19 protein-coding genes are annotated in these 23,058 nt (G+C 47.9%); 9 read left to right on the top strand and 10 right to left on the bottom strand.

Annotated features, from left to right (window positions below; all coding sequences use genetic code 11):
* Positions 1-48: 48 nt before the first annotated feature.
* The 4 genes from Q4Q57_RS16150 (at position 49) to Q4Q57_RS16135 (ending at position 4,456) form a co-directional block, all read left to right on the top strand.
* Positions 49-726: a methylamine utilization protein gene (locus Q4Q57_RS16150; RefSeq protein ID WP_311891373.1), complete on the top strand. Its 678-nt coding sequence runs from the start codon at positions 49-51 to the stop codon at positions 724-726.
* On the top strand, positions 716-3,022 hold the full coding sequence (locus tag Q4Q57_RS16145; protein WP_311891372.1) for an EAL domain-containing protein: 2,307 nt from the start codon (positions 716-718) through the stop codon (positions 3,020-3,022). Before Q4Q57_RS16150 ends, Q4Q57_RS16145 begins: the two co-directional genes overlap by 11 nt.
* A gap of 85 nt (positions 3,023-3,107) precedes the next feature.
* On the top strand, positions 3,108-3,983 hold the full coding sequence (locus Q4Q57_RS16140) for a DUF3034 family protein (protein WP_311891387.1): 876 nt from the start codon (positions 3,108-3,110) through the stop codon (positions 3,981-3,983).
* Positions 3,980-4,456 carry a group 1 truncated hemoglobin gene (locus Q4Q57_RS16135; protein WP_311891371.1) on the top strand — a complete coding sequence of 159 codons (477 nt, stop codon included), beginning with the start codon at positions 3,980-3,982 and terminating at the stop codon, positions 4,454-4,456. Before Q4Q57_RS16140 ends, Q4Q57_RS16135 begins: the two co-directional genes overlap by 4 nt.
* A gap of 79 nt (positions 4,457-4,535) precedes the next feature.
* Here Q4Q57_RS16135 and Q4Q57_RS16130 read toward each other — a convergent pair whose 3' ends face one another.
* Both Q4Q57_RS16130 and Q4Q57_RS16125 read right to left on the bottom strand, forming a co-directional pair.
* On the bottom strand, positions 4,536-5,009 hold the full coding sequence (locus Q4Q57_RS16130; protein ID WP_259562263.1) for an NYN domain-containing protein: 474 nt from the start codon (positions 5,007-5,009) through the stop codon (positions 4,536-4,538).
* Positions 5,010-5,152: 143 nt separating this feature from the next.
* Positions 5,153-5,932: a helix-turn-helix transcriptional regulator gene (locus tag Q4Q57_RS16125; protein ID WP_311891370.1), complete on the bottom strand. Its 780-nt coding sequence runs from the start codon at positions 5,930-5,932 to the stop codon at positions 5,153-5,155.
* 142 nt (positions 5,933-6,074) lie between these two features.
* On the opposite strand from Q4Q57_RS16125, the gene Q4Q57_RS16120 reads away from it, so the two are divergent.
* Positions 6,075-7,238 carry a multidrug effflux MFS transporter gene (locus Q4Q57_RS16120; RefSeq protein WP_311891369.1) on the top strand — a complete coding sequence of 388 codons (1,164 nt, stop codon included), beginning with the start codon at positions 6,075-6,077 and terminating at the stop codon, positions 7,236-7,238.
* An 82-nt stretch (positions 7,239-7,320) separates the two neighbouring features.
* On the opposite strand, the gene Q4Q57_RS16115 is transcribed toward Q4Q57_RS16120, so the two are convergent.
* The 7 genes from Q4Q57_RS16115 to Q4Q57_RS16085 form a co-directional block, all read right to left on the bottom strand.
* The gene (locus Q4Q57_RS16115; protein ID WP_311891368.1) at positions 7,321-10,461 is read right to left on the bottom strand and encodes a multidrug efflux RND transporter permease subunit; all 3,141 of its coding nucleotides are present in this window, start codon (positions 10,459-10,461) and stop codon (positions 7,321-7,323) included.
* Positions 10,461-11,570 (bottom strand): efflux RND transporter periplasmic adaptor subunit, encoded by a 1,110-nt coding sequence (locus Q4Q57_RS16110; RefSeq protein ID WP_311891367.1) that lies wholly within the window; start codon positions 11,568-11,570, stop codon positions 10,461-10,463. The genes Q4Q57_RS16115 and Q4Q57_RS16110 overlap by 1 nt, the downstream gene beginning before the upstream one ends.
* A 210-nt stretch (positions 11,571-11,780) precedes the next feature.
* Entirely contained in the window at positions 11,781-12,575 is a 795-nt protein-coding gene (locus tag Q4Q57_RS16105) for a transporter substrate-binding domain-containing protein (protein ID WP_311891366.1), read from the bottom strand.
* A 198-nt stretch (positions 12,576-12,773) separates the two neighbouring features.
* Complete coding sequence (locus tag Q4Q57_RS16100; RefSeq protein ID WP_311891365.1) at positions 12,774-13,976, bottom strand: metallophosphoesterase; 1,203 nt, start codon at positions 13,974-13,976, stop codon at positions 12,774-12,776.
* Positions 13,977-14,270: 294 nt separating this feature from the next.
* On the bottom strand, positions 14,271-14,741 hold the full coding sequence (locus Q4Q57_RS16095) for a nuclear transport factor 2 family protein (RefSeq protein WP_311891364.1): 471 nt from the start codon (positions 14,739-14,741) through the stop codon (positions 14,271-14,273).
* A 2-nt stretch (positions 14,742-14,743) separates the two neighbouring features.
* The gene (locus tag Q4Q57_RS16090) at positions 14,744-15,436 is read right to left on the bottom strand and encodes a DsbA family protein (RefSeq protein ID WP_311891363.1); all 693 of its coding nucleotides are present in this window, start codon (positions 15,434-15,436) and stop codon (positions 14,744-14,746) included.
* A 216-nt stretch (positions 15,437-15,652) separates the two neighbouring features.
* On the bottom strand, positions 15,653-16,576 hold the full coding sequence (locus Q4Q57_RS16085) for an MBL fold metallo-hydrolase (protein WP_311891362.1): 924 nt from the start codon (positions 16,574-16,576) through the stop codon (positions 15,653-15,655).
* Positions 16,577-16,849: 273 nt separating this feature from the next.
* Here Q4Q57_RS16085 and Q4Q57_RS16080 point away from each other — a divergent pair, with 273 nt between their 5' ends.
* Positions 16,850-17,794, top strand: coding sequence for a LysR family transcriptional regulator (locus tag Q4Q57_RS16080; protein WP_126492531.1), 945 nt, complete (start codon positions 16,850-16,852; stop codon positions 17,792-17,794).
* A 175-nt stretch (positions 17,795-17,969) separates the two neighbouring features.
* On the opposite strand, the gene ettA is transcribed toward Q4Q57_RS16080, so the two are convergent.
* Complete coding sequence (gene ettA, locus Q4Q57_RS16075; RefSeq protein WP_311891361.1) at positions 17,970-19,637, bottom strand: energy-dependent translational throttle protein EttA; 1,668 nt, start codon at positions 19,635-19,637, stop codon at positions 17,970-17,972.
* 189 nt (positions 19,638-19,826) lie between these two features.
* Between ettA and glyA the strand changes: the two genes are divergently transcribed.
* The 3 genes from glyA to ribD all read left to right on the top strand — a co-directional run bounded on the left by glyA (position 19,827) and on the right by ribD (position 23,055).
* Complete coding sequence (glyA, locus tag Q4Q57_RS16070; protein WP_063882560.1) at positions 19,827-21,080, top strand: serine hydroxymethyltransferase; 1,254 nt, start codon at positions 19,827-19,829, stop codon at positions 21,078-21,080.
* A gap of 200 nt (positions 21,081-21,280) precedes the next feature.
* On the top strand, positions 21,281-21,730 hold the full coding sequence (nrdR, locus tag Q4Q57_RS16065) for a transcriptional regulator NrdR (RefSeq protein ID WP_006082643.1): 450 nt from the start codon (positions 21,281-21,283) through the stop codon (positions 21,728-21,730).
* A gap of 146 nt (positions 21,731-21,876) precedes the next feature.
* Positions 21,877-23,055 carry a bifunctional diaminohydroxyphosphoribosylaminopyrimidine deaminase/5-amino-6-(5-phosphoribosylamino)uracil reductase RibD gene (ribD, locus tag Q4Q57_RS16060; RefSeq protein ID WP_311891360.1) on the top strand — a complete coding sequence of 393 codons (1,179 nt, stop codon included), beginning with the start codon at positions 21,877-21,879 and terminating at the stop codon, positions 23,053-23,055.
* Positions 23,056-23,058 lie beyond the last annotated feature (3 nt).

Raw genomic sequence — 23,058 nt, 5'->3', positions numbered from 1 at the left:
TCAGCTAAGGTACTTGTTGACCTTGCATCATTATGCCCGAGGTAACTGATGATCTTAAATCGCGCTTTATTTGCTCTAGTTCTGAGTGTTTCTGCCTCTCTGACGCCTCAAGTCATGGCCGCTGAGCTCAATATTAAGCTGGTGGATTTACAGCAGCAGGCGATTGCCGATACTGTTGTGGAGTTGATCCCGGCAGTGATGCCCGATAAGGCTATGCCTGTTGTACATTATGAAATGCCACAAAAAAATCGAACCTTTATCCCTTTTGTGTTGGCGGTCCCTAAGGGCGCCAAGGTAGATTTTCCTAACCTAGATCGCACTCGTCACCATGTGTATTCCTTTTCCGAGGCGAAACCTTTCGAACTTAAATTGTATGTGGGTCAAGCCGAAGCGCCGATCCTGTTCGATAAACCCGGCTTAGTCGCACTTGGCTGCAATATTCACGATTATATGCAGGCATTTATCTATGTGGCGGATAGCCCCATTGTCGCGGTGACGGACGAAAAAGGTGAGATCCAGTTTAAGGAGCTTGCGGCCGGTCGATATAAAGTCAAACTCTGGCATCCATGGCAGAAGGCGGCCTCCGAGCCGACTGAGCTAATGTTAACCACTGGCGCGAATCAACTCAGTTTGTCCTTAGACATTGAGCGCCAAGCTAAACCGTCAGCCCCGCCATCGGGATTTGGCCACTACGATGCTCAAGGCAAGCCATTACATGCTAAATAGTTTTCGCGCACGGCTGATTTTAGTTTTCTTTATTGTGCTGACTCTAGTGCAGTTTGCCACGGCATTTTCTGTATTGACGGCGACCGAAAGGGACAACTTTTTACAGCAACAAAAAAGTTTAGATATTGGTGCCAATGTGTTTCTCGAAGTCCTTTCGAATCGCGGTATTCAGCTCAGCCAAAGTTTGTCCGTGCTCAGTGCCGATTTTGGTTTTAAGCGCGCGATTGCCACCGGCGAGCAAGAAACCATTGAGTCAGTGTTATCCAATCACGGCTCTCGTATCGGCGCCGACGCTGCAGTATTGTTGTCTCCAAAAGGAGAGCTCTTGACCTCGAGTCTACCCGGACTCACTCAGGATGACATTCAATCCTTATTCGATATGACCACCAGCAATAACAATGCTTTAGCTATCCTCAATTTTGATCATGCCAGCTATCAGTTTGTGTTGCAGCCCGTGAAGGCGCCGACTTTGATAGCTTGGGTCGGAATGGGATTCCTATTGGATGAGAAAGTCGCTCAACAAGCTAAAGCCATTACCGGTATCGATGTGAGCTTTGTCAATCAAGCCACGGGTCGTACCGAAATCGCGTCAACCTTATCCGACGATGAAAAACGCAGTGTGGTAGAGCAAGCGAGCCTATTCCCCAGCCTACTGAAAATGCCCAGTGAGAACATTCCCGTAGACTATCTGTCCATGGCGATCAAACTTTATGATCATAACGGCAGCCAATTAGCCCTACTGCATCAGTCAAACCTTAAGTGGCAGCAAAGTTATCAGCATCTACGCAATAATATGTTGCTGATTTTTGCCTTGACCTTAGCGCTGGCGATTGTGATTGCGATTTGGTTGTCGGGCAGTTTGACTGAGCCCGTGCATCAATTGGTAACCTATGCCCGTAAAATTGGTCAAGGTAAGCAGCCTGGCAGTATTCAAGGTGCGCCAGCAGAACTGCGGGTGTTGGCCAAAAGTTTGTCCTTGATGCGCGACGATATTGAGGCGCGGGAAAAGGATTTAGTCTATCAATCCCGCCACGACAGTTTGACGGGATTGCTCAATCGTTTTGCGGCAAAACAGCATTTAGCGGATCTTAAACATGAGCTAGCCGGCGCTATGGTATTGCTGGATATTAAACATTTTCGCCATATCAACGACATTATCGGTTTTGCCAACGCAGATACCTTGTTGGTGCTTTTTGCCCGCCGTTTAGAGCAATTAGCCCCCACACCGGATTTACTCGCGCGATTAGATGGCGACTCTTTTTTACTCCTATATAGCCAAGGTATTCGTCCCGAGCACTTGTTGAAATCATTGGATATGTTGGAGTCGCCATTTCCAATCCAAGGCTCAAATATCTCTCTTACCGTGCGGGCGGGATTACTGGAAATCGATGGCAATGGTGCCGATATCGATGTGTTAGTGCGCCGCGCCGAAATTGCCCTCAATCAAGCCTGTCTCGAGGAGCAACGCATCGTCAGTTATCGTCAGGGTGCCGATGAGAAATACCAGCGTGAGCTGACTATTATCCGCGATTTACCCATAGGTTTGGCGCAAAACCAACTCTATCTCGTGTTTCAACCTAAGGTGGATTTACACTTAAATCAGTGTACTGGCGCCGAGGCACTGATCCGCTGGCAGCATCCAACCTTAGGGTTTATTCCGCCCGATGAGTTTATTCAACTCGCTGAAAATTCAGGCAACATTGATATCGTCAGCCAATGGGTGTTGAAGCAGGCGATTAAACAATTAGTCGCATGGCAGCAGCGAGGTATGCAGCTAAAACTGGCCATTAACCTGTCGGCCCATGATTTAGTCGATACCCGTTTGCCGAATCAAATTGCTAGTTTATTAAAAGATAATAATCTGCCAAGCGGCGCACTCTGCATCGAAGTTACCGAAGGCGCTGTGATGAAAGATGCACAAACTGTGGTGAGCGTATTGCAGCGATTCCGTGACATGGGTGTATCCGTCGCCATCGATGACTTTGGCACGGGGCATTCATCCTTAGCTTATTTGAAAATTTTGCCCGTCAATGAAGTGAAGATTGATCGTAGTTTTATCAAAGACATGCTCACGAATAGCCAAGATGTGATGATAGTAAACACGAGCATTCAGTTGATCCACGGTCTAGGTTTTACCGTCGTGGCCGAAGGGGTTGAGGAACCAGAAGGCGTTGAAATCCTGCGTAACCTCAATTGCGACATCATCCAAGGCTATGTGTTTTCAAAACCCTTAAAAGCGGCTGAATTTGATCTGTGGTTTGAAGCGTTTAACCATAAAAATCCCTCTGACACATAAGTTAATTTGCCTAAGAAAGCGCACAAAAGGCGTTAAAATTAGACGTCTTCGAAAGAATAAAGCGGAGTAGCGAGTGAACATTGCCATGAATGCATTGAAGTTGAATTCATTAGCTTGGAATTATGTGAAGGCTTTGCCTTGCCTGTGTTTACTGTTGGGCACAGTTCCTGCTCCTGCGTTTGCCGAAGGTAGCCGCGTGGTTGCGACTGGCGGCGGGACGACGATTGAGGGCAGTGCTGGCGGTGGCATAGTGCCGTGGGCGGTGATCAACGGTTATGGCAGTAGCGATGAATGGTCCGCTACGGCGATGGCGACAGGCGTTTATGTCGATGACTTTACGCTGAAAGTGATTGGCGCTTCATTGAGTTTTGATAATCGATTCGAGCTCAGCGTTGCACGGCAAACCTTTGATTTAGATACTATGGGCGGCGAGTTAGGCCAAGATATCTTTGGGGTAAAATACAAGCTTGCCGGCGAGTTACTTTATACGGCTATGCCGCAAATTACCTTAGGTGCCCAGTATAAAAGAGTCGATGACTTTGCGATTCCTCAGGCGGTTGGGGCGCGGGATGATTGGGGGTTAGATGTGTATATTGCGGCCAGCAAAGTATTTTTCGATGCGGTGGCGGGGCGCAATTTATTACTTAATGGTACCGTGCGCGCGACCAAGGCGAATCAAACGGGTTTATTGGGTTTTGGTACCCAAGCCAGTAATGATTACCAGTTTGTGCTCGAAGCGTCTGCGGCGGTATTGCTGACGGATAATGTGGCGCTGGGTATTGAATATCGCCAGAAACCCAATGAGTTAGCTTTTGCCCGTGAAGATGATTGGCAAGATGTGTTTTTAGCTTGGTTTATCAATAAGCATCTTTCCGTGGTCACGGCTTATGCGAATTTAGGCAGTATTGCGGGTTTTGCCGATCAGCAAGGTTGGTATGTGTCGGTGGAGGGAACACTATGAGTCGTTTATTGCTGAAGTTATTACCTGTCGCCGCTTTGCTTTTTTTCACTGGCTGTGCAGTGCAAACGGCTGAAACATCGGCGCCACAGGTTAACTCAAATAATGACACCTCAAGCCCGCAAACCTTATACCAAGAGCTAGGTGGTGAAGCCGGTTTATCGGCGATTGTCGATGGCTTACTTGCCCGCATAGCAACCGATCCACGCATAGTGCATCACTTCCAAGAGACGGATATCGTGTTATTTCGTGAGCGCGCCATTGAGCATTTTTGTCTGATTGCTGATGGCGGTTGCGTGTATCACGGTGAAAATATGGCACTGAGTCATCAAGGGTTGAATATTACTCAGGCGGATTTTGATGCCTTAGTGGGCCATTTAATTGAATCGATGAAGGAGCAACACATACCATTATCGACCCGCAATGCCCTCCTAAAACGTCTCGCACCTATGTATTCGGACATTACCTATCATTAGATGTGTTGTAACTTTGATGGCTAAAATAGTGAACTTCAGATGCTGCTGTCGTGATGGATAGCAGCATTTTTTATTTGCGCTAGAGCAAGAGCACTTCATCGATGGGGTGAAATTGAGACGCAGCATCCCTTAAGGATTTAGCCGTCAGGGTAGGGACGCCATAGACTTGGGTTTCAACGCCATATTTTTGATGGATTTTTTGCAGCAATAAATCGAAATCGCCATCACCAGACAATAAGATAACAGTATCGACTTCACTCGCCGCTTCCATAATATCGATAGTGATCCCCACATCCCAGTCGCCTTTGGCCGAGCCATCGCTGCGCTGAATGAAAGGTTTTAACTTCACTTCAAAGCCTATGTGCTTTAACGCGTCCTGGAATTTTAACTGCCCATCGTCCCCCTTGTGGATGGCATAAGCCACGGCCAACGCTATGTCGCCTTCGTAACCTAAGTGTTGCCATAATTTACGGTAATTAAATTGGCGGCCATAGGCTTCACGGCAGGTGTAATAGATGTTTTGTACATCCACAAATAAAGCGATTTTTTTCAAGGGATTCGTATATTGCGATCTGGGAAAAGACTTCCGCACTATAACACAGCAAGTCGCCAACGGGCGCTAAATGGAAAGTACCGCTTTCGGTTGAGCGGGGAAATTGCCTCACCTGAGTTGTACTCGAAGGATTGGATATTTGGCTAAATGCTAGGGGATTTAAAATATTGCGCCGGAGTGGTACCGGTATATTGCTTAAAAAAGCTGATAAAGGCACTGTCACTGGAAAATTTTAAATTAAAGCCCACCTGCGCTACCGATACCCCCGCCGCCAACTGTTCAATGGCTGAGAGTAAACGCCATTGCTGGCGCCATGCTTGATAAGCCATTCCCGTCTGTGCGCTAAAAATGCGGCTAATTGTGCGTTCACTGGCTCCGATTTCTACTGCCATATCCTTAAGATTAGCTGGCGGTTTTTGGTGTTGCTGCTGTTGCGCAAGCCAGATTTTTAAACGTTTATCCTGTGGGAGGGGTAAAGCCAGATTTTCTTCCGCGGCATGGCCCAATTCTTCGCAGAGCAGCAAAAAGGCATTGTGCTGAGTGCTTCTTGGTTTGTCCCAAGGCCAAAACGACATAGTGTCGATTAACGCTTTGAGTAGCGGGTTTACATGGAAAATAGTGACTTTATCGGGCAATGAAGTGACGGTTTCTGGTTCAAAGTAGAGTGAGCGATAGGCAACCACATTACGCATGGTAACGCTGTGCTTAACGCCAGCTGGCAACCAAGCCGCACGCGTTGGCGGTAACACCATTTGAGTATCGGCTAGGGTGAATCTCATCACGCCTGTGGGAGCGTACAGCAGTTGTGCTTTTCTGTGGTAATGCACTCCCGAGTCGTGTTCGCCCATATCTGCGGCAATGCCAATGACCAGATTATCCAGCTGGTCTGGATTAAATTGCTGTTCAGGTAGAATAAAGGCCATTTTGTCCTATTTTTGATGTTTTTTGTCTAAGTGTTGCTAATGGACACATTTGGATTTTATCTATACTGCGCCATCTTTGACAAGTATGGAGCGACATTTCGGTAAACCAACTCATTTGGATGACTGAAATGGACTAAAAATCATGAATATAAAACCACCATTAGGGCTCGTTGTGCTGCTAATGATGTTTCCGCAAATTATGGAAACCATCTATAGCCCAGCTTTGCCTAATATTGCAGAAAACTTTGCGGTGTCGGTTGCTGGCGCATCGCAAACCTTATCTGTGTACTTTATGGCCTTTGCTATCGGCGTATTTTGCTGGGGCCGCTTAGCCGACATTATTGGTCGCCGTAAAGCTATGCTCGCAGGATTAGTCTGTTATGCCATTGGCTCAGCATTAGCCTTGATGGTTAGCGACTTTAGCCTGTTGTTGATGGTCCGCGTATTGTCGGCCTTTGGCGCGGCAGTGGGGTCTGTGATTACCCAAACTATGATGCGTGACAGTTATAGCGGAGAGGAATTAGCGAAAGTATTTTCTGTAATGGGTATGTCACTTGGAATAAGCCCAGTTATCGGATTGCTATTGGGCAGTGTTCTCAGTGCGTATTGGGGATATCAAGGTGTGTTTGTCGCACTCATGGTCTCTGCAATCGTGTTGTTATTTTTGTCGGTAAAATCTTTACCTGAAACCAAACCCGCACACACCCAGAAAATCGCGATAGGCGAGTTAGCGATTAAGATGCTTAGTGACAGCGGGATTATTAAGAACACCTTGTTGGTGGTGGCGTTTAATCTGATGTGGTTTAGCTACTTTTCACTGGCGCCATTTATGTTTGAGGCGCAAGGGTTATCGACGCTTGCCTTTGGTACCAGTGGCTTACTGTTAGGCTTTGGTACATTCCTTGGCAGTTATGTTAATAAAATAATGCTGGGTCGAGGCCACACTGGTGCACGACTGGTTCGCTTAGCCAGTGCTATCGCACTTGTTGGTGGTCTGGGTATTTGGCTATTCCAATCGACTGTTTTAGGGCTGAATAATGTTTACTTTTTAGCGCCTATGCTCTTGATTGTGATTGCTTACGGTATCGCGATTCCGAACATACTCAGCTCGGCTCTGGCAAACTACCGCACCTATGCGGGATCTGCTGGTGCACTTTTCGGACTGTTTTATTACATTCTGTTGGGACTGGGTTTAGGCTGCGCGGGAATCATTCACCATTTAGGTATGGTGATTACGTTAAGTGCACTGCTTTGTGTTGGCTTAGGTTTACATTTTGGCTTAGCCAATAAAGTAAAAAATGCTTAAGACGTAAATGAGAAAAAGCCAAGGCACTGAGTGCCTTGGCTTTTTTATATGATTATTTACATTGATGAGTAGGCGTGAAGCACTAGGCTTTAGGCGCAAGCTCCTGCTGCTTTGCCGCCTCTTGTGCCGCTAACTCTTGTGCTTTAATTGCCGCTTCGAGCTTAGCTTCAACATATCCCGGTGAATGGGTCGCTGCCGAGATTAATCGATACATGGCGGGGATGACGAGTAGTGTCACAAAGGTGGCGAATGCCATACCGAAGAACACTACAGTACCCACAGCGATACGACTTTCTGAGCCTGCGCCCGTCGAGAAAATTAACGGTACAGCGCCAACTAAAGTGGTGAAGGCTGTCATTAGGATTGGCCGCAAACGACGGGATGAAGCGTCGATAATGGCTTTATCGAGTTCAAAGCCGCGGTCACGCAATTGGTTAGCAAACTCAACGATAAGGATACCGTTTTTGGTCACCATACCAATCAACATGATCATGCCTATCTGGCTGTAGATGTTGATCCCTTGACTGGTGAGCAATAGACCTAAGAAACCACCAAACACGCCCATAGGCACAGTAAACATAACCACTAACGGGTTGATAAAACTTTCGAACTGCGCGGCTAAGACTAAGTAAGCGACCAGTAAGGCCAAACCAAATACGATGAAGATACTGCTTTGGTTTTCCTTAAAGTCTTTGGATTCGCCGGTGTAACCAATGGAAATATCTTTAGGTAATAATTCAATGGCTTTAGCATCAAGAAACTTTAAGCCTTCACCTAAGGTGTAACCTTCACTGACGTTAGCCTTGAGGGTGATCGATTTTTGCTTATTGGTGTGACTTAATCTTTGTGCCGAGGCAATTTCTTCGATATGGGTAACAGTATCAAGCGTCACTAATTCGCCTTTACCGGAACGCATGTAGATTTGGCTAAGATCGCCAACGTTGTTAAAACTGTTTTCATCACCGCGCAAGTACACATCGTACTCTTCGCCGCGATCCACATAGGTGGTTTCGGTTCGACCGCCGAGCATCACTTCTAAGGTTTGCGAGACGTCATCGACACTGATCCCAAGCTCCGCTGCGCGTTCTTTATCAACAGTCACGATAAGCTCAGGCGTGGTTTCGGCGTAATCTAAGTCGGCGCCTTCCATCATAGGGCTGGCGTTGGCTTCTTCTTTGAGCACCTGCGCCCACTTAAACAGTTCGGCATAGTCCGAACCACCAAGCACAAATTGCACCGGTTCGCTCGATTGACCCCTAAAGCCTGGCATCATAGGGCGAACCATCACATCGGGAATGTCTTTCAATGCTTTGCTAATAATCCCAAGCGCTTGCTGTGCGGATTCGGTGCGTGTGCCCCAATCTTCAAGCTGCATGATCACAAAGCCCGTTTGATCGCCCGCACGGCCACCAAACGCGGGGGCTTGCACGCTGAAGGAGCGCAGCACACCTTGACCCAGCAAGGGCATGAGTCTGTCTTCGACTATGTCCATGTTAGCTGTCATACGGTTATAACTGGTGCCTTCGGCGCCTTTAATAAAGGCGAACAATACACCGCGATCTTCCTGCGGCGCGAGCTGTGACGGCACTAGTTGCATTAACCAAGCGCTGCCGCCGATACAGGCGATGATAACTAAGGGCGCGAGTAGACGAAGTTTAATCGCCCGAGTAACGGCGACGCGATAGACACTTTCCATGCGGGCAAAACCGCGATCGACCCAACGATTAAAGCGATTCGGTTTGACGTTGGCTTTAAGTAATTTGCTGCTCAGCACGGGCGTAAGTGTCAGTGCCACTAAGGAGGAAAACAGTACCGACACCGCCAACATCACGGAGAACTCGGTAAACAAGAGTCCAACCATGCCCTCCATAAAGGAAATAGGCAGGAATACCATGACTAATACCGCCGTGGTGGCGACAACGGCAAAGCCGACTTCGCGGGTGCCTTTATAGGCGGCGAGTAAGGGCTCTTCGCCTTTTTCGATATGGTGGAAAATGTTCTCGACCACCACAATCGCATCATCGACCACTAGACCGATGGAGAGGATTAACGCCATTAATGTCAGTAGGTTAATCGAATAACCTAGCATGTTAGCGGCGATAAATGCCGAGATTAACGATACCGGAACCGTTACCGCAGGGATGAGTGTCGCCCGCGCTTGTCCGATAAAGATATACAGCACGAGTACCACTAAGGCGCCGGTGACATAAAGGGTGCTATACACCTCGTTAATAGAGCGGTCTATAAATACGGTTGAGTCGAAGTCGACCACTAGGCTAGTGCCTTCGGGCAGGAAGTCTTGTACGCGATCGACTTCTTTGTGCACTTCTTTGGCAACGAGCAATGGGTTAGCATCGGACTGGGCAATAATGCCTAAACTGATGTTAACGATACCGTCGCTTTTGAAGGTCGAGTTTTCGTTTTGTGCGCCGACAGCCACATCGGCCACATCTTTTAAGTAGATAGGCGTGCCATCGCTGGCGGTACGCACCACAAGGTAGTCAAAATCCTTTGGCGTGTAGTACAAGCGTTTGGTACGCACCGACATCACTGTGGTGTCGTTTCGCACTTGGCCGCCGGGTGTTTCGATGTTTTCTTTACGCAGCGCGTTAGTTATGTCGGTGACTGTGACATTGCGGCCCGCCATTTGCTCGGGTCTGAGCTTGACGTACATGACCTTGTACAAACCGCCGGAAATACTGATGGAGCTCACGCCACTGATAAGGCTAAATCTGTCCTCTAACACGCGCTGGGCGTAATCCGTTAACTGAGTGCGGTCCATCACACTCGAGCTTAAATTCACATAGACGGAGGGCTCGCCCGAACCGTTGTCTTTGGAGACGACAGGATCTTTCGCATCTTCAGGCAGCCTGCGCTGGGCGCGGGCCACAGCGTCACGCACATCACTTACGCCTTCGGTTAAGTTCCACCCGAGGAGGAATTTCACTGTGATACGCGAGCTACCATTACGGGTGGTCGACGTGATTTCGTCGATACCACTGATCCCCGTCAGTTCATCTTCTAGGGTCTTAGTGATCTGGCTTTCCATAATGGCCGCCGACGCACCCGAGTAACTGGTGCTAATGGTGACCACAGGGCTTTCGACGTCGGGCATTTCTCGTATCGACAATTTAGAGAAGGAGACTATGCCGAATACGCACAGCAGTAAGCTTAAAACGATGGCAACGACGGGGCGTTTAACCGAAACATCGGACAACCACATTATTTAGTCTCCGTAGCTTTTGGGCTTGAAAGCTCAGCCGCACGGGTAGATACCTTGGCATCGAGCGTCACTTCATTGATTTGCAGGCCATCGCGCATATTCACTAAGCCCTGCACCACGACTTTGTCACCTATGCTCAAACCGTTTTCAATCAAGACTTGGTTATCGATACGGGCACCTAACTGCACTTCGGTGCGGTTGGCGATGTGATCGGCGTTAACTACGTATACGTAACGTTTAGTGCCTGAATATTCAAGGGCTTGTACTGGCACCATAGGTGCTGAAATAGCAGGGAAAGTGATAGTGGATGACATCATCATGCCGGGTTTTAAGCGATTTTTTGGGTTGTCAAATTGCACCCGCACTTTAAGGTTTAAGGTCTCTTCGTTGACGCGCGGATCGATAGCGACAACTTTGCCAGTAAAGGTTTCATCTGGCCAAGCGCGGCTGGTAGCCGCCACTTTCATGCCTATGCTTAATTGCGACAGGAAATGCTCTGGCACTTGTAAGTCGAGGCGCATGCTAGATAAGTCATCCAGCGACATTAACTCTGTGCCTATGCTGACCATTTTGCCTTCGCTGAAATTAATCAGGCCAGTATTACCCGCAAACGGCGCAATCAGCGAGTGGTAATGTAAATCCGCTTGTGCTGAAGCTAAGCGTGCTTGGGCGATATCCACACTGGCTTTTTGTGCGTCAATTTCGGTTTGGGTGATGGCGTTGCGGCTGATCAGCTTTTCAAACTCTTTGAGTTTACGTTTTTCATCGTTGAGAAAGGCATTAGCCTCAGCGACGGCGGCTTGGGCTTTCATATCATCGAGTTCGATAAGCAACTGACCTTTTTTCACCGCTTGGTTTGAGGTCACGGCGACTTGTTTAATCTTACCTGTGACTTGCGGCGCGATCACCACAGCGCGTTCGGCAGCGAGCTTGCCGATAAGTGAAATAGATTGTGCTAATGGATATTCAACGACTTCCCCCGTGACCACTGGAACGGTTCGCATAAGATGAGGTGCGCTTTCGGGTTTAGCCGCTTGAAGGACATCACTAAAACTTACCGCTGTGGCGATAACCGCAAGCAGGGCAATGGCAATAATGGTTTTTTTCATTGTAATTATTATCTCGCGCAAAGGCAGTTGAAAAAGGTAATCGCTCTAATGGCGCTATTCTAGTGAATAACCTACCTGAGTTGGGTAAAAGTTTGTAAAGGTAAGCAAACGAAAATGAAAGAAATTGTGTTTTTTTAGCCTTGAACACAATTCAACACGGCTTTTGCGGTTTTTTTGTGCAAAGGGCCAGTGCGAGAAGACCCAAGTGCGCTAGGGATGGACCTCAGTACGCGTTTTTTCGACTGCGGCTTGAGTCGTTTCAACCTGAGGATATTGGCTCAAAATGGAAGCCAATCGACCATCGCTGCGCATACTTTCTAAGCCTTGATTAAAATCCGTTACTAACTGCTGATGATCCGTCATGGCCAAAGACACCCCTAAGTGAAATACCTCAGTCGCTATGGGTTGACCGACTTGTTCAAAGGCATCGTCATATTCAGCGGGGCCTTTTTTAATTAAATACCTCGCTAAGTTATGGCCAATCAAGACTAAATCGATACGCTTTAAAAATAGCTTCTTGAGGTTCATTTCATCCGAATTACCTTCTTCGGTGGTGAGCCCTGCGGCGAAGATTTCGGGCGGATTAGCGTAACCGCGACCTATGCCAATCGTGTAGGGCTTGAGCTCAGAGAGCTGACTAAAGCTCAGCGGCGCATCTTTACGTTTATAAAACACGATTTGTACGGGTTGGATTGGCGCAGAATATTGGGCCCATTGCTCACGCTCTTTACGATACCAGAGTCCAATAATGCCATCGGCTTGGCCTGTTTTAACGAGTAGGGCTGCGCGAGCGAAGGGATAAAACTTGAGGCTGGCATTGTAGCCTTGGCGTTTAAAGGCTTCTTTGACGACTTGGGCGACGCCGCCCTGTTCGGGTAAAGCATCGGCATAAAAAGGAGGATAGTTTGTGGCGACTAAATGGAGTTCTCGACCCGCAAATGCGGGGTGGATAAAGCCGAGCATAAACAAGCAAAAGCCAGATAATGTGAGTAATTGCTTCCCCATTTCTACTCCAGCACTTAGGTGAGTCGCACTTGGCTTGAGTATAGTCAGAGTTAATAAAAACTGGCGAACTTATGAATACTAAGATGCGTGCATGTTTGCCCTTACTCATTTATACATTCGCGCCCTAGCTTATTCATGCATTAGGGCGCTAGGGCATTCACATATTATGCTGAAGAGATTAGCGAGGTGTCTTATGTCTTATAGCGAAACCTGCTCACCCTGATACAGACCGCGGCTGAGTTTGCCTGCGTCGATAAGCAAGAGTTCACCGGATTGACCATTCTTAATACTGCTGTCTATCGCAATGATTTTATTGTGATAGAGGCCAAGCACTTGCTCCTGCGATGTGTGTCCAACGACAATATGCTCTACCTTGAAATAGTTCAGTATGCTATCGATATCCGACTCTTTCAGTTCATCTTTAAAGTATCCGCGATACCAAGTCGGGCCATTGGTAAAAAACAGAAAGTTGAGTAAATCATCCTTTTTCAAATCGGCTTTTTTATCATCTAAATGCTGACGAAAGAGTTGGTTAGCCTCGCCGATATGTAATTTACGCTCGATCCATTCAGGGCTGATGCCGCCGTGCATAAACAAGATATTATTGATTTTGACTAAGGTATGTTTGCTGCGAAGCCATTGGCCGATTTCGGTGTCTTTGTTGTAGAGCGCATCGTAGCTGCGTTTGAGTAAATCGGCCGCGACTTGATAGCGTTCGTTGACATAGCGTAAGTCGCCGCGAAACACCATTTGCTCGTGGTTGCCCATGAGTAGATGTAAGCGCCCGCCCGCAGCTTGAGCTTCTTGATCTAAGGCATATAAAAACCACAATACTTCATTGACTTGATGGCCACGGTCAAACATGTCGCCCGTCATCACCATATGACCGTCATCAAAGGCCCAGTGGTTATCTTTGTCGATAATCCTATGGGCTTTTAGTAAGTTAATCATCACATCAAATTGGCCGTGCACATCGCTAAGGGCGACAATTTTGCTGACATGAGTAAAGGTATCGGGCTCAACGGTGGCAGCTAGTGTGTGAAGATGGGGCTCTGGTAATTCACCGCAACTGGCAGGGCGAGTTAACTGCGCCTTCGCAATCGGCGTTTGTTTAAGCTCACTCTGGCAAATCCAATAGGCAGTGTCTTTTTGAGCATTGTCCAAAAACACATAAGGGCCATCTGTGACGCTGCTTTCTTGAATCTTTAGCTCTGGCTCGGCCTCACTGGTATTGGCCGCGAATGAGTTAACGGAGAGTGAGACAAAGGGAAGCGCGGTAACAAACCATAACAGGGGCGTGAATTTTCTATGTTGCTTCATTATCCATTGGCTGGTTTGGCTCAGTCGGGTATTAGAGAGTGTGATGGGGTGGGCCCCGACTGGCATCGAATTGATTCGCATTAGACCGCATCCTTGTTCTTGTTTTAGTTATTCATTCTGTCATTTTAGACACTTGAGTTGATGAGTCTTCGAATGTGTAGTTTTACGAAGTTAATCTCAAATGCTCAATTTCAAACGTTCAGTCCCAAGGGCTTAATCTTAAGCGCTCAAGATATTCAAAACACTAAATCATACGGATAAGGCTTAACATCGGCAAGTCGTGAGACGGGCTAAAGTAATCTTGCCCGCCTCATTATTCAGTTATTGCATCATGGCATTTCTATCGTGCATAACTGTTGTTATGGGTATTGGCAATTACATGGCATTGACTACGGAATGACTATCGACAAACTGCTCAAAACTGACGATTTTACCGCTGTGTATCTTCCATAAGTGGGCGACTCTGGCGCTAAAATGCTTGCCTGTTTTGACATAGGTTCCTGAATAAGTGCCGAAGGCAAAAACCTTATCGCTTTGGGCGACATAGTCTTCGATATCGACCCGATAGTTATCCCATTCAATTTCGAGGCGGGCGAACACTTTGGCGGCTATCGCGCTAAAGCCTACGTAAGTGCCCGCATAGGGAAAACCTGCCGCCTCTGTCCAGCGTGCGTCACTCGCTAAGGCATGCTGAAGATTTTTGGCGTTCTCGGCTGAGCTACTTCCCTCATAGGTGCTTTTAACCAGAGCAAGATTCGCATCAGCCTGCCTTGCTGTTTCGATAAGACTTAACTGAGCAGGCTCTCTCACTAATGAAGCTGTTGAAACACCATTAAGCGTTGGCATGATTATGACTCAAACTGTGCTTCAAGATGGCTTAACCACTGGGCGGGTTGGCCGTAGAAGCGATTGATATTAATGGCGGTGATGTTGCCATCATTATCCTCTATAGCCATCGAAGGGAAACCTTGGGCGCCTATCAAATTCAATAATGCTCTGGATTCAACAATATGCTCATACAGCTTGTCGTCACCTTGGGCATAATGCTGTGCAAAGCTTATAGGGTCGAGCCCAAGTTCAGCGGCTAAGCTTGCGAGATTACCTTCATCACTGGCGCTGTGACCATCGCGGTAATGGGCCAGTTGTAATGAGTGTAGATAAGCCAAACTGTCGCCGCCCATGGCCTCGACTGCGAGCATGGCTTTAATGGGGGGCGCTGAGTCGAGTACGACTGTGGTATCGCGCAGCAGACCATCAAAGTAGTTTTCACCAAAAGGCTGTCCGGTTAAATCGGCAATGCGCAGATCGTGGGGCATAACATAGTCGCGCCAGTTGGCATCGATTTGTTTGCGTCTTGGGCCTGTGAGCATACCGCCGCCGTGGAGCTTAATGGTAAAGCCAGCTTTGGCTGCAGCATCGAGTAACGGCGCTGCGGCATAACACCAACCACATAAAGGGTCGATAATCGCGTGCAGAGTACGCACTTTGGCCGCTGGTATGCTGTTGGCCGTGCTAGCAGAATGAGTTGTTGGGGTAGTCATAGTGTTAAACCTTTTGGCTTAAGTTCGTCGTTACATTAGCGACTTAAGCCCTTTGAAATCATCGATTAAAATAGTTAATTGGGTACCGTTATTTAGGTGCAGTCATTTAGCTAAAAAATGGCACGCAATCGCTCACGTGCCTGTCTTTAACTATTTGCACTTAAATGCCTGTACCAAATCACCTGTATATTAAGTGCCGAGATGTGAGTGCCGGGCTTACATAGGCCAGGTCATTTCGCCCATGTAAACTTTGGCGCTGATTTCAAGCCCTGCATCGGCTGGCATTTGTGGGTATAGCGCCAGCATCTTTTGGATTAATTCGGCTGAATCTTTCGAGGCTTTTGCTGCGATTTCAAAGGCCTTTACATACTCACGGGTAAAACCGATGGCGCGGGTATCAAATCGCGCTTCGCTTAAATAGTGTCCTGGAATCACTGTGGTCGGCAGCAGTTTTTCCATCGCATCTAAATGAGTTAACCATTCCTGACGCTCTGCGGCAGTTTGAGTGTCTGCCATCCAAACATGCGTGTTATCAAATACTTCTACGCCACCTGTAATGGTTTTTGCCGATGGTACCCACAGGAAAGTGTGTTTAGGATGTTTATCATTAAAACCTTCGATAATCACTTGCTCACCGTCGATGGTGAAAGTGTCGCTATGAATCGCCTTAGGTAACACTAATTCACTTGGTGCATTGTCCTTTAAAATCGGACCCCAGTAGGCGAGCTTGCCTTCCATTGAGGCTTTAATAGCATCGACAGTGGTTTGAGTCGCGACAATTTGTGCATCGGGGAAATTCTTTTTAATCACGGCTAAGCCGAAATAAAAGTCAGGGTCACTATGGCTGATATATACCTGAGTCAGCTTTTTACCGCTGGCCTTAATCGTATCAACCAAGGTTTGGGCATCGTTATTTTGAAATTGCGCATCGACTAGCATCATTTCGTGTTCGCCGCTGATAAAGCTCGATGACACGGCAAAGATGCTGTTTTCGCCCGGATTAAAATGGCTCACTTGCAATGGTGCGGCCTTGACCGCGCCGAGTCCCGCTAGCAGTAAGGTAGCGGCTAGGCTGATTTTAGACGAGGCCTTCAATGTGGCGTTAACTGTGTTGCGTATAGCATAGGTCGATGTGTTCATTTTTGGCTCACTTATAGTCACAGGATGAAAGAGTAAAAAGGTTCGATTTAGCATTCATTGATTTGCAGCTGCTGCAAAAAGTGAGTTAAGTATAGGTTGCAATAATCAATAGATAAATGCGAGTATCTGCCCATATTTGTTGCATTAATCGGACGAATGGCCGGATGTACTCTTAGTTATTATTCATGTGGGGCGCGAGTATGTGAGTGAGCCTTCGAGTGATTGAAAGTGAGTGATTAAACGTTATTGATTGAACGTGAGTGGAGATAAATCATGGATAGACTCGAAGCGGCTAAAGTGTTTGTCACTATTGTCGAGCGCGGCAGCATGATCAGCGCAGCTAATGCTTTAGATATGTCGCGTTCTATGGTGACCCGTTACTTGAGCGAAATGGAAGAATGGTCCGGTGCTAGATTGTTGCATCGTTCGACGCGTAGCCTCAGCTTAACGCCAGCGGGTGAGCAAGTGCTGGATTATTGCCATCGACTGCTCGAACTGGCGAACGAAGTGCCAGCGGTGAGTCATGCTTCGGTGGCGATTCCGCGCGGATTATTGCGCATTAGCTGCTCCCAGTTTTTGGCGCATCAGATTTTAGCGCCCGTGGTGCACCAATACTTAGCCAGTTATCCGCAGGCGAGTGTGAATATCCACGTGAGTAGCCAAACCGTCGATCTGGTCGCCGAGCGGATTGATCTGGCGATTCGCATCACCAATGAACTCGATCCCAATCTTATCGCAAGGCGCTTGGGGGAATGTGAATCTGTGGTGTGCGCTGCACCGAGTTATCTTGCCGCGCGTGCCGCCGTGCTGCATCCCGAAGATTTGACCCAGCATAATTGCTTAACCTATTCCTACTTTGGCGATGTGATGTGGCGGTTTTATCAAGCCGATGTGGCTGCGAAACAGGCTCAGGCGCTGAACTCCGATCCTAAGTTAAACCAAGGGCAGGCGTTTAATGTGCCTGTGAATGGTAATTTTAGCGCCAATGATTCTATGGTGGTACTTAATGCCACGCTGGCAGGTGAGGGGATTGCAATGCAGCCACTATGGGCGGCGAAACCCTATTTAGATTCGGGTCAGTTAGTGCCTTTGTTAACTGAGTTCATGCCGCAGTCACTGGGAGTGTATGGCGTGTATCAATCCCGCAAACATATGCAGCCTGCACTCAGGGTGATGATGGACATGCTGGTGGCTTATTTTGCCAGTTTGAAAAGCTGAGTCGTTTTATCGGAACTATTCGACAGCATCCAATAAAAACGAGTCGATAAAGCGAGTACAGAAAACTATTCATAAAAACTATTCATAAAAACTTCCCCATAAAAAGCATCCAATAAAAAGGAGCGCAGATCCTTCGACCTGAGCTCCTTTTTGGCTTAATTAATTATGCGTTTGACTACTTAATCATGCGCTTGTATTTCAAGCGGTGTGGCTCAACCACATCGGCGCCATAGGTGTTTTTCAACCATGCCGAGTATTCTGTGTAGTTACCTTCGTAGAAGTTCACTTGGCCTTCGTCACGGTAATCCAGAATGTGGGTCGCGATACGGTCGAGGAACCAACGGTCATGCGAAATCACCATAGCGCAACCTGGGAATTCCAGAATCGCTTCTTCCAGTGCGCGCAGGGTTTCAACGTCTAAGTCGTTGGTGGGTTCGTCGAGGAGTAAGACGTTACCGCCTGCTTGCAGCAGTTTGGCTAAATGCACTCGGTTACGTTCACCACCAGATAAAGTACCGATGACTTTTTGCTGATCGCCACCACGGAAGTTAAAGCGGCCCACATAGGCGCGGCTCGGGATTTCCATGTTGTTGATACGCATGATGTCTTGACCACCGGAGATTTCTTCCCAAATGGTGTTCTTATCATTCATCGAATCGCGGAACTGCTCAACCGATGCCAGTTGCACAGTTTCACCCAGCTCAATACTGCCGCTGTCTGGTTTTTCTGCGCCGGATAACATGCGGAACAGGGTCGATTTACCCGCGCCGTTGGCACCGATAATACCGACGATCGCGCCCTTAGGCACAGAGAACGACAGGTTGTCGATGAGTACGCGGTCACCGTAAGACTTGGTCAGGTTATTCACTTCAATAACCTTGTCACCTAAACGTGGTCCGGGCGGAATAAATAGCTCGTTAGTTTCGTTACGTTTTTGGTAATCGTTAGTGTTCAGCTCTTCAAAGCGCGCCATACGGGCCTTGCCCTTAGATTGACGGCCTTTCGCACCTTGGCGTACCCATTCCAATTCCTTGGCAATGGTCTTTTGGCGAGCACTTTCGGTGGCAGATTCTTGCTTCAGACGGGCGTCTTTCTGTTCAAGCCATGAAGAATAGTTACCTTCCCACGGAATACCTTCACCGCGGTCGAGTTCTAAAATCCAGCCAGCGGCATTGTCGAGGAAGTATCTGTCATGGGTAATCGCGACCACAGTACCGGCATATTCCTGCAAGAAGTGCTCAAGCCACGCCACAGATTCAGCATCCAAGTGGTTGGTTGGTTCGTCCAGTAACAGCATTTCTGGCTTTTCAAGCAGCAATCGGCATATCGCTACGCGGCGACGTTCACCACCGGATAACACTTCGATTTTTTCATCCCAATCCGGCAGACGTAGGGCGTTGGCGGCGCGCTCAAGGACGTACTCTAAGTTATGGGCATCTTGGGCTTGGATAATCGCTTCGAGTTCGCCTTGCTCTTTCGCAAGGGCGTCGAAATCGGCATCCGGCTCGGCGTAGGCAGCATAAACGGCATCGAGGCGAGTCAGGGCATTTTTTGCCTCTGCAACCGCTTCTTCAATCGCTTCACGCACGGTTTGATTCGGATCGAGTTTAGGTTCCTGCGGCAGGTAACCGATTTTCAATCCCGGCATTGGGCGCGCTTCACCTTCAATTTCGGTGTCGATACCCGCCATAATGCGCAGTAGTGTCGACTTACCTGAACCGTTGAGGCCGAGTACGCCAATTTTGGCGCCGGGGAAAAAGCTTAAAGAAATATCTTTAAGGATCTGCTTCTTAGGCGGAACAATTTTACCCACCCGCAGCATGCTGTAAACAAACTGAGCCATTTTTCTCTATCTTAAGTGACTAATGATGCGGCTAATTCTACTCGATTGCGCGCCGAACTCAACTCGACAATGAGCCAAGTTCAAGCACTATCCACAGGAATTTCATGTTTCAAATACTGGGATTGTGGTCGCGTTCCGAGTAGAATACCGCGCAACCCTACCTATAAGAATTGGCAGCTGGAGTAAGCAATGCTGAAAAAAGATATGAATATCGCAGATTATGATCCGGAACTGTTTAAGGCAATTCAGAATGAAACTCTGCGTCAAGAAGAGCATATTGAGCTGATTGCTTCTGAAAACTACACCAGTCCACGCGTGATGGAAGCGCAAGGTTCACAGTTAACCAATAAGTACGCTGAAGGCTATCCAGGCAAGCGTTACTACGGTGGTTGTGAGTATGTGGACGTAGTTGAAACCTTAGCGATTGAACGTGCTAAAGAATTGTTTGGCGCAACTTACGCTAACGTACAACCTCATTCAGGTTCACAGGCAAACAGCGCTGTTTACATGGCATTGTTAAAACCTGGCGATACCGTACTGGGCATGAACTTAGCCCACGGTGGTCACTTGACCCACGGTTCACCCGTTAACTTCTCTGGCAAACTGTACAATATCATTCCTTACGGTATCGACGAGTCAGGTAAAATTGACTACGACGAAATGGAACGTCTGGCCGTAGAACATAAGCCTAAGATGATGATCGGCGGTTTCTCTGCCTATTCAGGTATCGTTGACTGGGCAAAAATGCGTGAAATCGCAGACAAAATAGGTGCTTACCTATTTGTCGATATGGCGCACGTTGCCGGTCTTATCGCTGCGGGTGTTTATCCAAACCCAGTACCACACGCACACGTTGTGACGTCAACGACCCACAAAACTTTAGCCGGTCCTCGTGGTGGCGTGATCCTGTCTGCTGCTGACGATGAAGACTTGTACAAGAAGTTGAATTCAGCGGTATTCCCAGGCGGTCAAGGTGGCCCATTAATGCACGTTATCGCTGGTAAAGCGGTTGCGTTCAAAGAAGCACTAGAGCCAGAATTTAAAGTGTACCAACAGCAAGTGGTTAACAACGCTAAAGCTATGGTTGAAGTGTTCCTTGAGCGCGGTTACAAAATCGTCTCTGGCGGAACCAGCAACCACTTGATGCTAGTTGATCTGATTGGTCGTGACTTAACCGGTAAAGAAGCCGATGCCGCCTTAGGTAGCGCTAACATTACCGTGAACAAAAACTCAGTACCAAACGATCCACGTTCACCTTTTGTGACTTCAGGTGTGCGTATCGGTACGCCAGCGATTACGCGTCGCGGCTTTAAAGAAGCGGAATCGAAAGAGCTGACTGGCTGGATCTGTGACATCCTTGATGATGCTAACAATCCTGCAGTGATTGAGCGTGTTAAAGGCCAAGTATTGGCACTGTGCGCACGTTTCCCTGTTTACGGTTAATCTGTAAATAGTCTCCTTTTTGTGGTGCTGAGCCTAACAAGCATCAGGTGGTTAACCTCAGCCCATAAATAGGATAAAATCCCATGGCCGCATTAAGCGGCCATTTTTATTGCTAAAATCTTAGACTTAAACCAAACAGGCTAACCTTAGATAACATAGTAAAGCCAACGGCTTTACGTCATTCACTGGCAGGAGGCTCAATGCATTGTCCATTTTGCAGCGCGACAGATACTAAAGTCATCGATTCTCGATTAGTGGCGGAAGGCCACCAAGTGCGCCGTCGCCGAGAATGCACCGAATGCCATGAAAGATTTACCACCTTCGAAGGCGCCGAGTTAGTCATGCCTAGGGTGATTAAACGCGATGGTTCACGCCAACCCTTCGATGAAGAAAAACTCCAAGGTGGCATGCTGCGCGCCGTTGAAAAACGCCCCGTGTCTATGGATGAAATTGAGCAAGCGCTTAGCAAAATCAAATCGACCCTGCGCGCCACTGGCGAGCGGGAAGTGCCGTCAGAAATGGTCGGTAACTTGATGATGGAGCAATTGATGAGTCTAGATAAAGTCGCCTACATACGTTTTGCTTCTGTGTACCGCGCCTTTGAAGACGTGTCTGAATTTGGTGAGGCCATCGCTAAACTGCAAAAGTAGTTATTCAATTTTTGTGGCCTGTCGTTCAGGCTTCTGGTTGCGCTAGCTTTAAAAGAGGCTTTTGATTAATTGCTTCTGTAAGACAGGTTTTAAACACAGATTTACAAGACTGGTGAAAGCCGAAACCTTTAACAACAGGGTTGAACATGAGCTTGAACATAAGTTGGTCCGTACTCGATACCCAAATGATGAGCCGCGCGATTCAATTGGCGCGCAAAGGCTTTTACACCACGAGGCCCAATCCCAGTGTGGGCTGCGTTATCGTTAAAGATAATCAGATTGTCGGCGAAGGTTATCATCAAAAAGCGGGTGAGCCCCACGCCGAAGTGCATGCGTTACGTATGGCTGGCGAACACGCCCGCGGCGCAACGGCCTATGTCACCTTAGAGCCCTGTAGCCATTATGGCCGCACGCCACCCTGTGCCTTGGCGCTGATCAATATTGGCGTTAAACGCGTGGTGGTGGCGGTTGAAGATCCTAATCCGCAAGTAGGTGGTCGTGGCATTCAAATGCTGCGCGATGCCGGTATTGAAGTGGATGTGGGATTACATCGCGATGAAGCCTATGCCTTGAATTTAGGCTTTATGAAGCGCATGGAATCGGGTTTACCCAGAGTTACAGTCAAATTGGCTGCGAGTCTCGATGGTAAAACTGCGCTGTCTAACGGTGTGTCTAAATGGATAACTGGTCCAGAATCTCGCCGCGACGTGCAGCGATTACGCTTACGTTCCTGCGCGCTAGTTACGGGGATCGAAACCATACTGGCAGACGCTCCTTTACTTAATGTGCGTTATCAGGAACTTGGCAGCTTAAAAGACAGTGTAACCGAGGCGCAATTACTGCAGCCATTAAGAGTGATACTCGACAGTCGCGCCCGTTTGCCGTTATCGGCCACCTGCTTGGCTATCGTATCGCCCATACTCTTGGTCTCGACCGTGGCTTATCCCACAGAGTTTCAAGCACAATTGCCCTCCCATGTGAGTTGCCTCGTGTTACCTGCAATTGCAGGTCGCGTCTCATTGCCTGAACTATTAAGCTATTTAGGCCAAAGCTGTAATCACGTGCTGGTGGAAGCGGGTGCAACCTTAGCGGGCGCATTTTTAGCAGAGGGGCTGGCCGATGAGTTAGTGCTATACCAAGCGATGAAAATCCTCGGTGGGCATGGGCGTAATTTGCTGCAATTGCCCGATTATCAAACCATGGCACACATTCCTGCACTCACTTTGGTCGATGAGCGCAAATTAGGGCCAGATACCCGTTTAACCTTGAGCGTTAAGCTTGATACCTCTTTATTTAAATCGAATTGGAGCAAGATAACCGTTTAACCT

It is taken from the genome of Shewanella sp. SP2S2-6 (genome assembly GCF_031931965.1).
Taxonomy (GTDB): Bacteria; Pseudomonadota; Gammaproteobacteria; order Enterobacterales; family Shewanellaceae; genus Shewanella; species Shewanella baltica.
Note: the sequence above shows the minus strand (reverse complement) of the source record. Positions and strands in the feature narration are given on the sequence as shown.

Bases quoted from the DNA above. Each gene is read 5' to 3' on its own strand.
- Q4Q57_RS16095 (WP_311891364.1), bottom strand. From the start codon at position 14,741: ATGCCAACGCTTAATGGTGTTTCAACAGCTTCATTAGTGAGAGAGCCT.
- Q4Q57_RS16125 (WP_311891370.1), bottom strand. From the start codon at position 5,932: ATGGCCTTTATTCTACCTGAACAGCAATTTAATCCAGACCAGCTGGAT.
- Q4Q57_RS16110 (WP_311891367.1), bottom strand. From the start codon at position 11,570: ATGAAAAAAACCATTATTGCCATTGCCCTGCTTGCGGTTATCGCCACA.
- nrdR (WP_006082643.1), top strand. From the start codon at position 21,281: ATGCATTGTCCATTTTGCAGCGCGACAGATACTAAAGTCATCGATTCT.
- Q4Q57_RS16085 (WP_311891362.1), bottom strand. From the start codon at position 16,576: ATGAACACATCGACCTATGCTATACGCAACACAGTTAACGCCACATTG.
- Q4Q57_RS16115 (WP_311891368.1), bottom strand. From the start codon at position 10,461: ATGTGGTTGTCCGATGTTTCGGTTAAACGCCCCGTCGTTGCCATCGTT.
- Q4Q57_RS16105 (WP_311891366.1), bottom strand. From the start codon at position 12,575: ATGGGGAAGCAATTACTCACATTATCTGGCTTTTGCTTGTTTATGCTC.
- Q4Q57_RS16100 (WP_311891365.1), bottom strand. From the start codon at position 13,976: ATGCGAATCAATTCGATGCCAGTCGGGGCCCACCCCATCACACTCTCT.
- glyA (WP_063882560.1), top strand. From the start codon at position 19,827: ATGCTGAAAAAAGATATGAATATCGCAGATTATGATCCGGAACTGTTT.
- ribD (WP_311891360.1), top strand. From the start codon at position 21,877: ATGAGCTTGAACATAAGTTGGTCCGTACTCGATACCCAAATGATGAGC.
- Q4Q57_RS16090 (WP_311891363.1), bottom strand. From the start codon at position 15,436: ATGACTACCCCAACAACTCATTCTGCTAGCACGGCCAACAGCATACCA.
- Q4Q57_RS16120 (WP_311891369.1), top strand. From the start codon at position 6,075: ATGAATATAAAACCACCATTAGGGCTCGTTGTGCTGCTAATGATGTTT.
- Q4Q57_RS16135 (WP_311891371.1), top strand. From the start codon at position 3,980: ATGAGTCGTTTATTGCTGAAGTTATTACCTGTCGCCGCTTTGCTTTTT.
- Q4Q57_RS16140 (WP_311891387.1), top strand. From the start codon at position 3,108: ATGAATGCATTGAAGTTGAATTCATTAGCTTGGAATTATGTGAAGGCT.
- Q4Q57_RS16145 (WP_311891372.1), top strand. From the start codon at position 716: ATGCTAAATAGTTTTCGCGCACGGCTGATTTTAGTTTTCTTTATTGTG.
- ettA (WP_311891361.1), bottom strand. From the start codon at position 19,637: ATGGCTCAGTTTGTTTACAGCATGCTGCGGGTGGGTAAAATTGTTCCG.
- Q4Q57_RS16150 (WP_311891373.1), top strand. From the start codon at position 49: ATGATCTTAAATCGCGCTTTATTTGCTCTAGTTCTGAGTGTTTCTGCC.
- Q4Q57_RS16080 (WP_126492531.1), top strand. From the start codon at position 16,850: ATGGATAGACTCGAAGCGGCTAAAGTGTTTGTCACTATTGTCGAGCGC.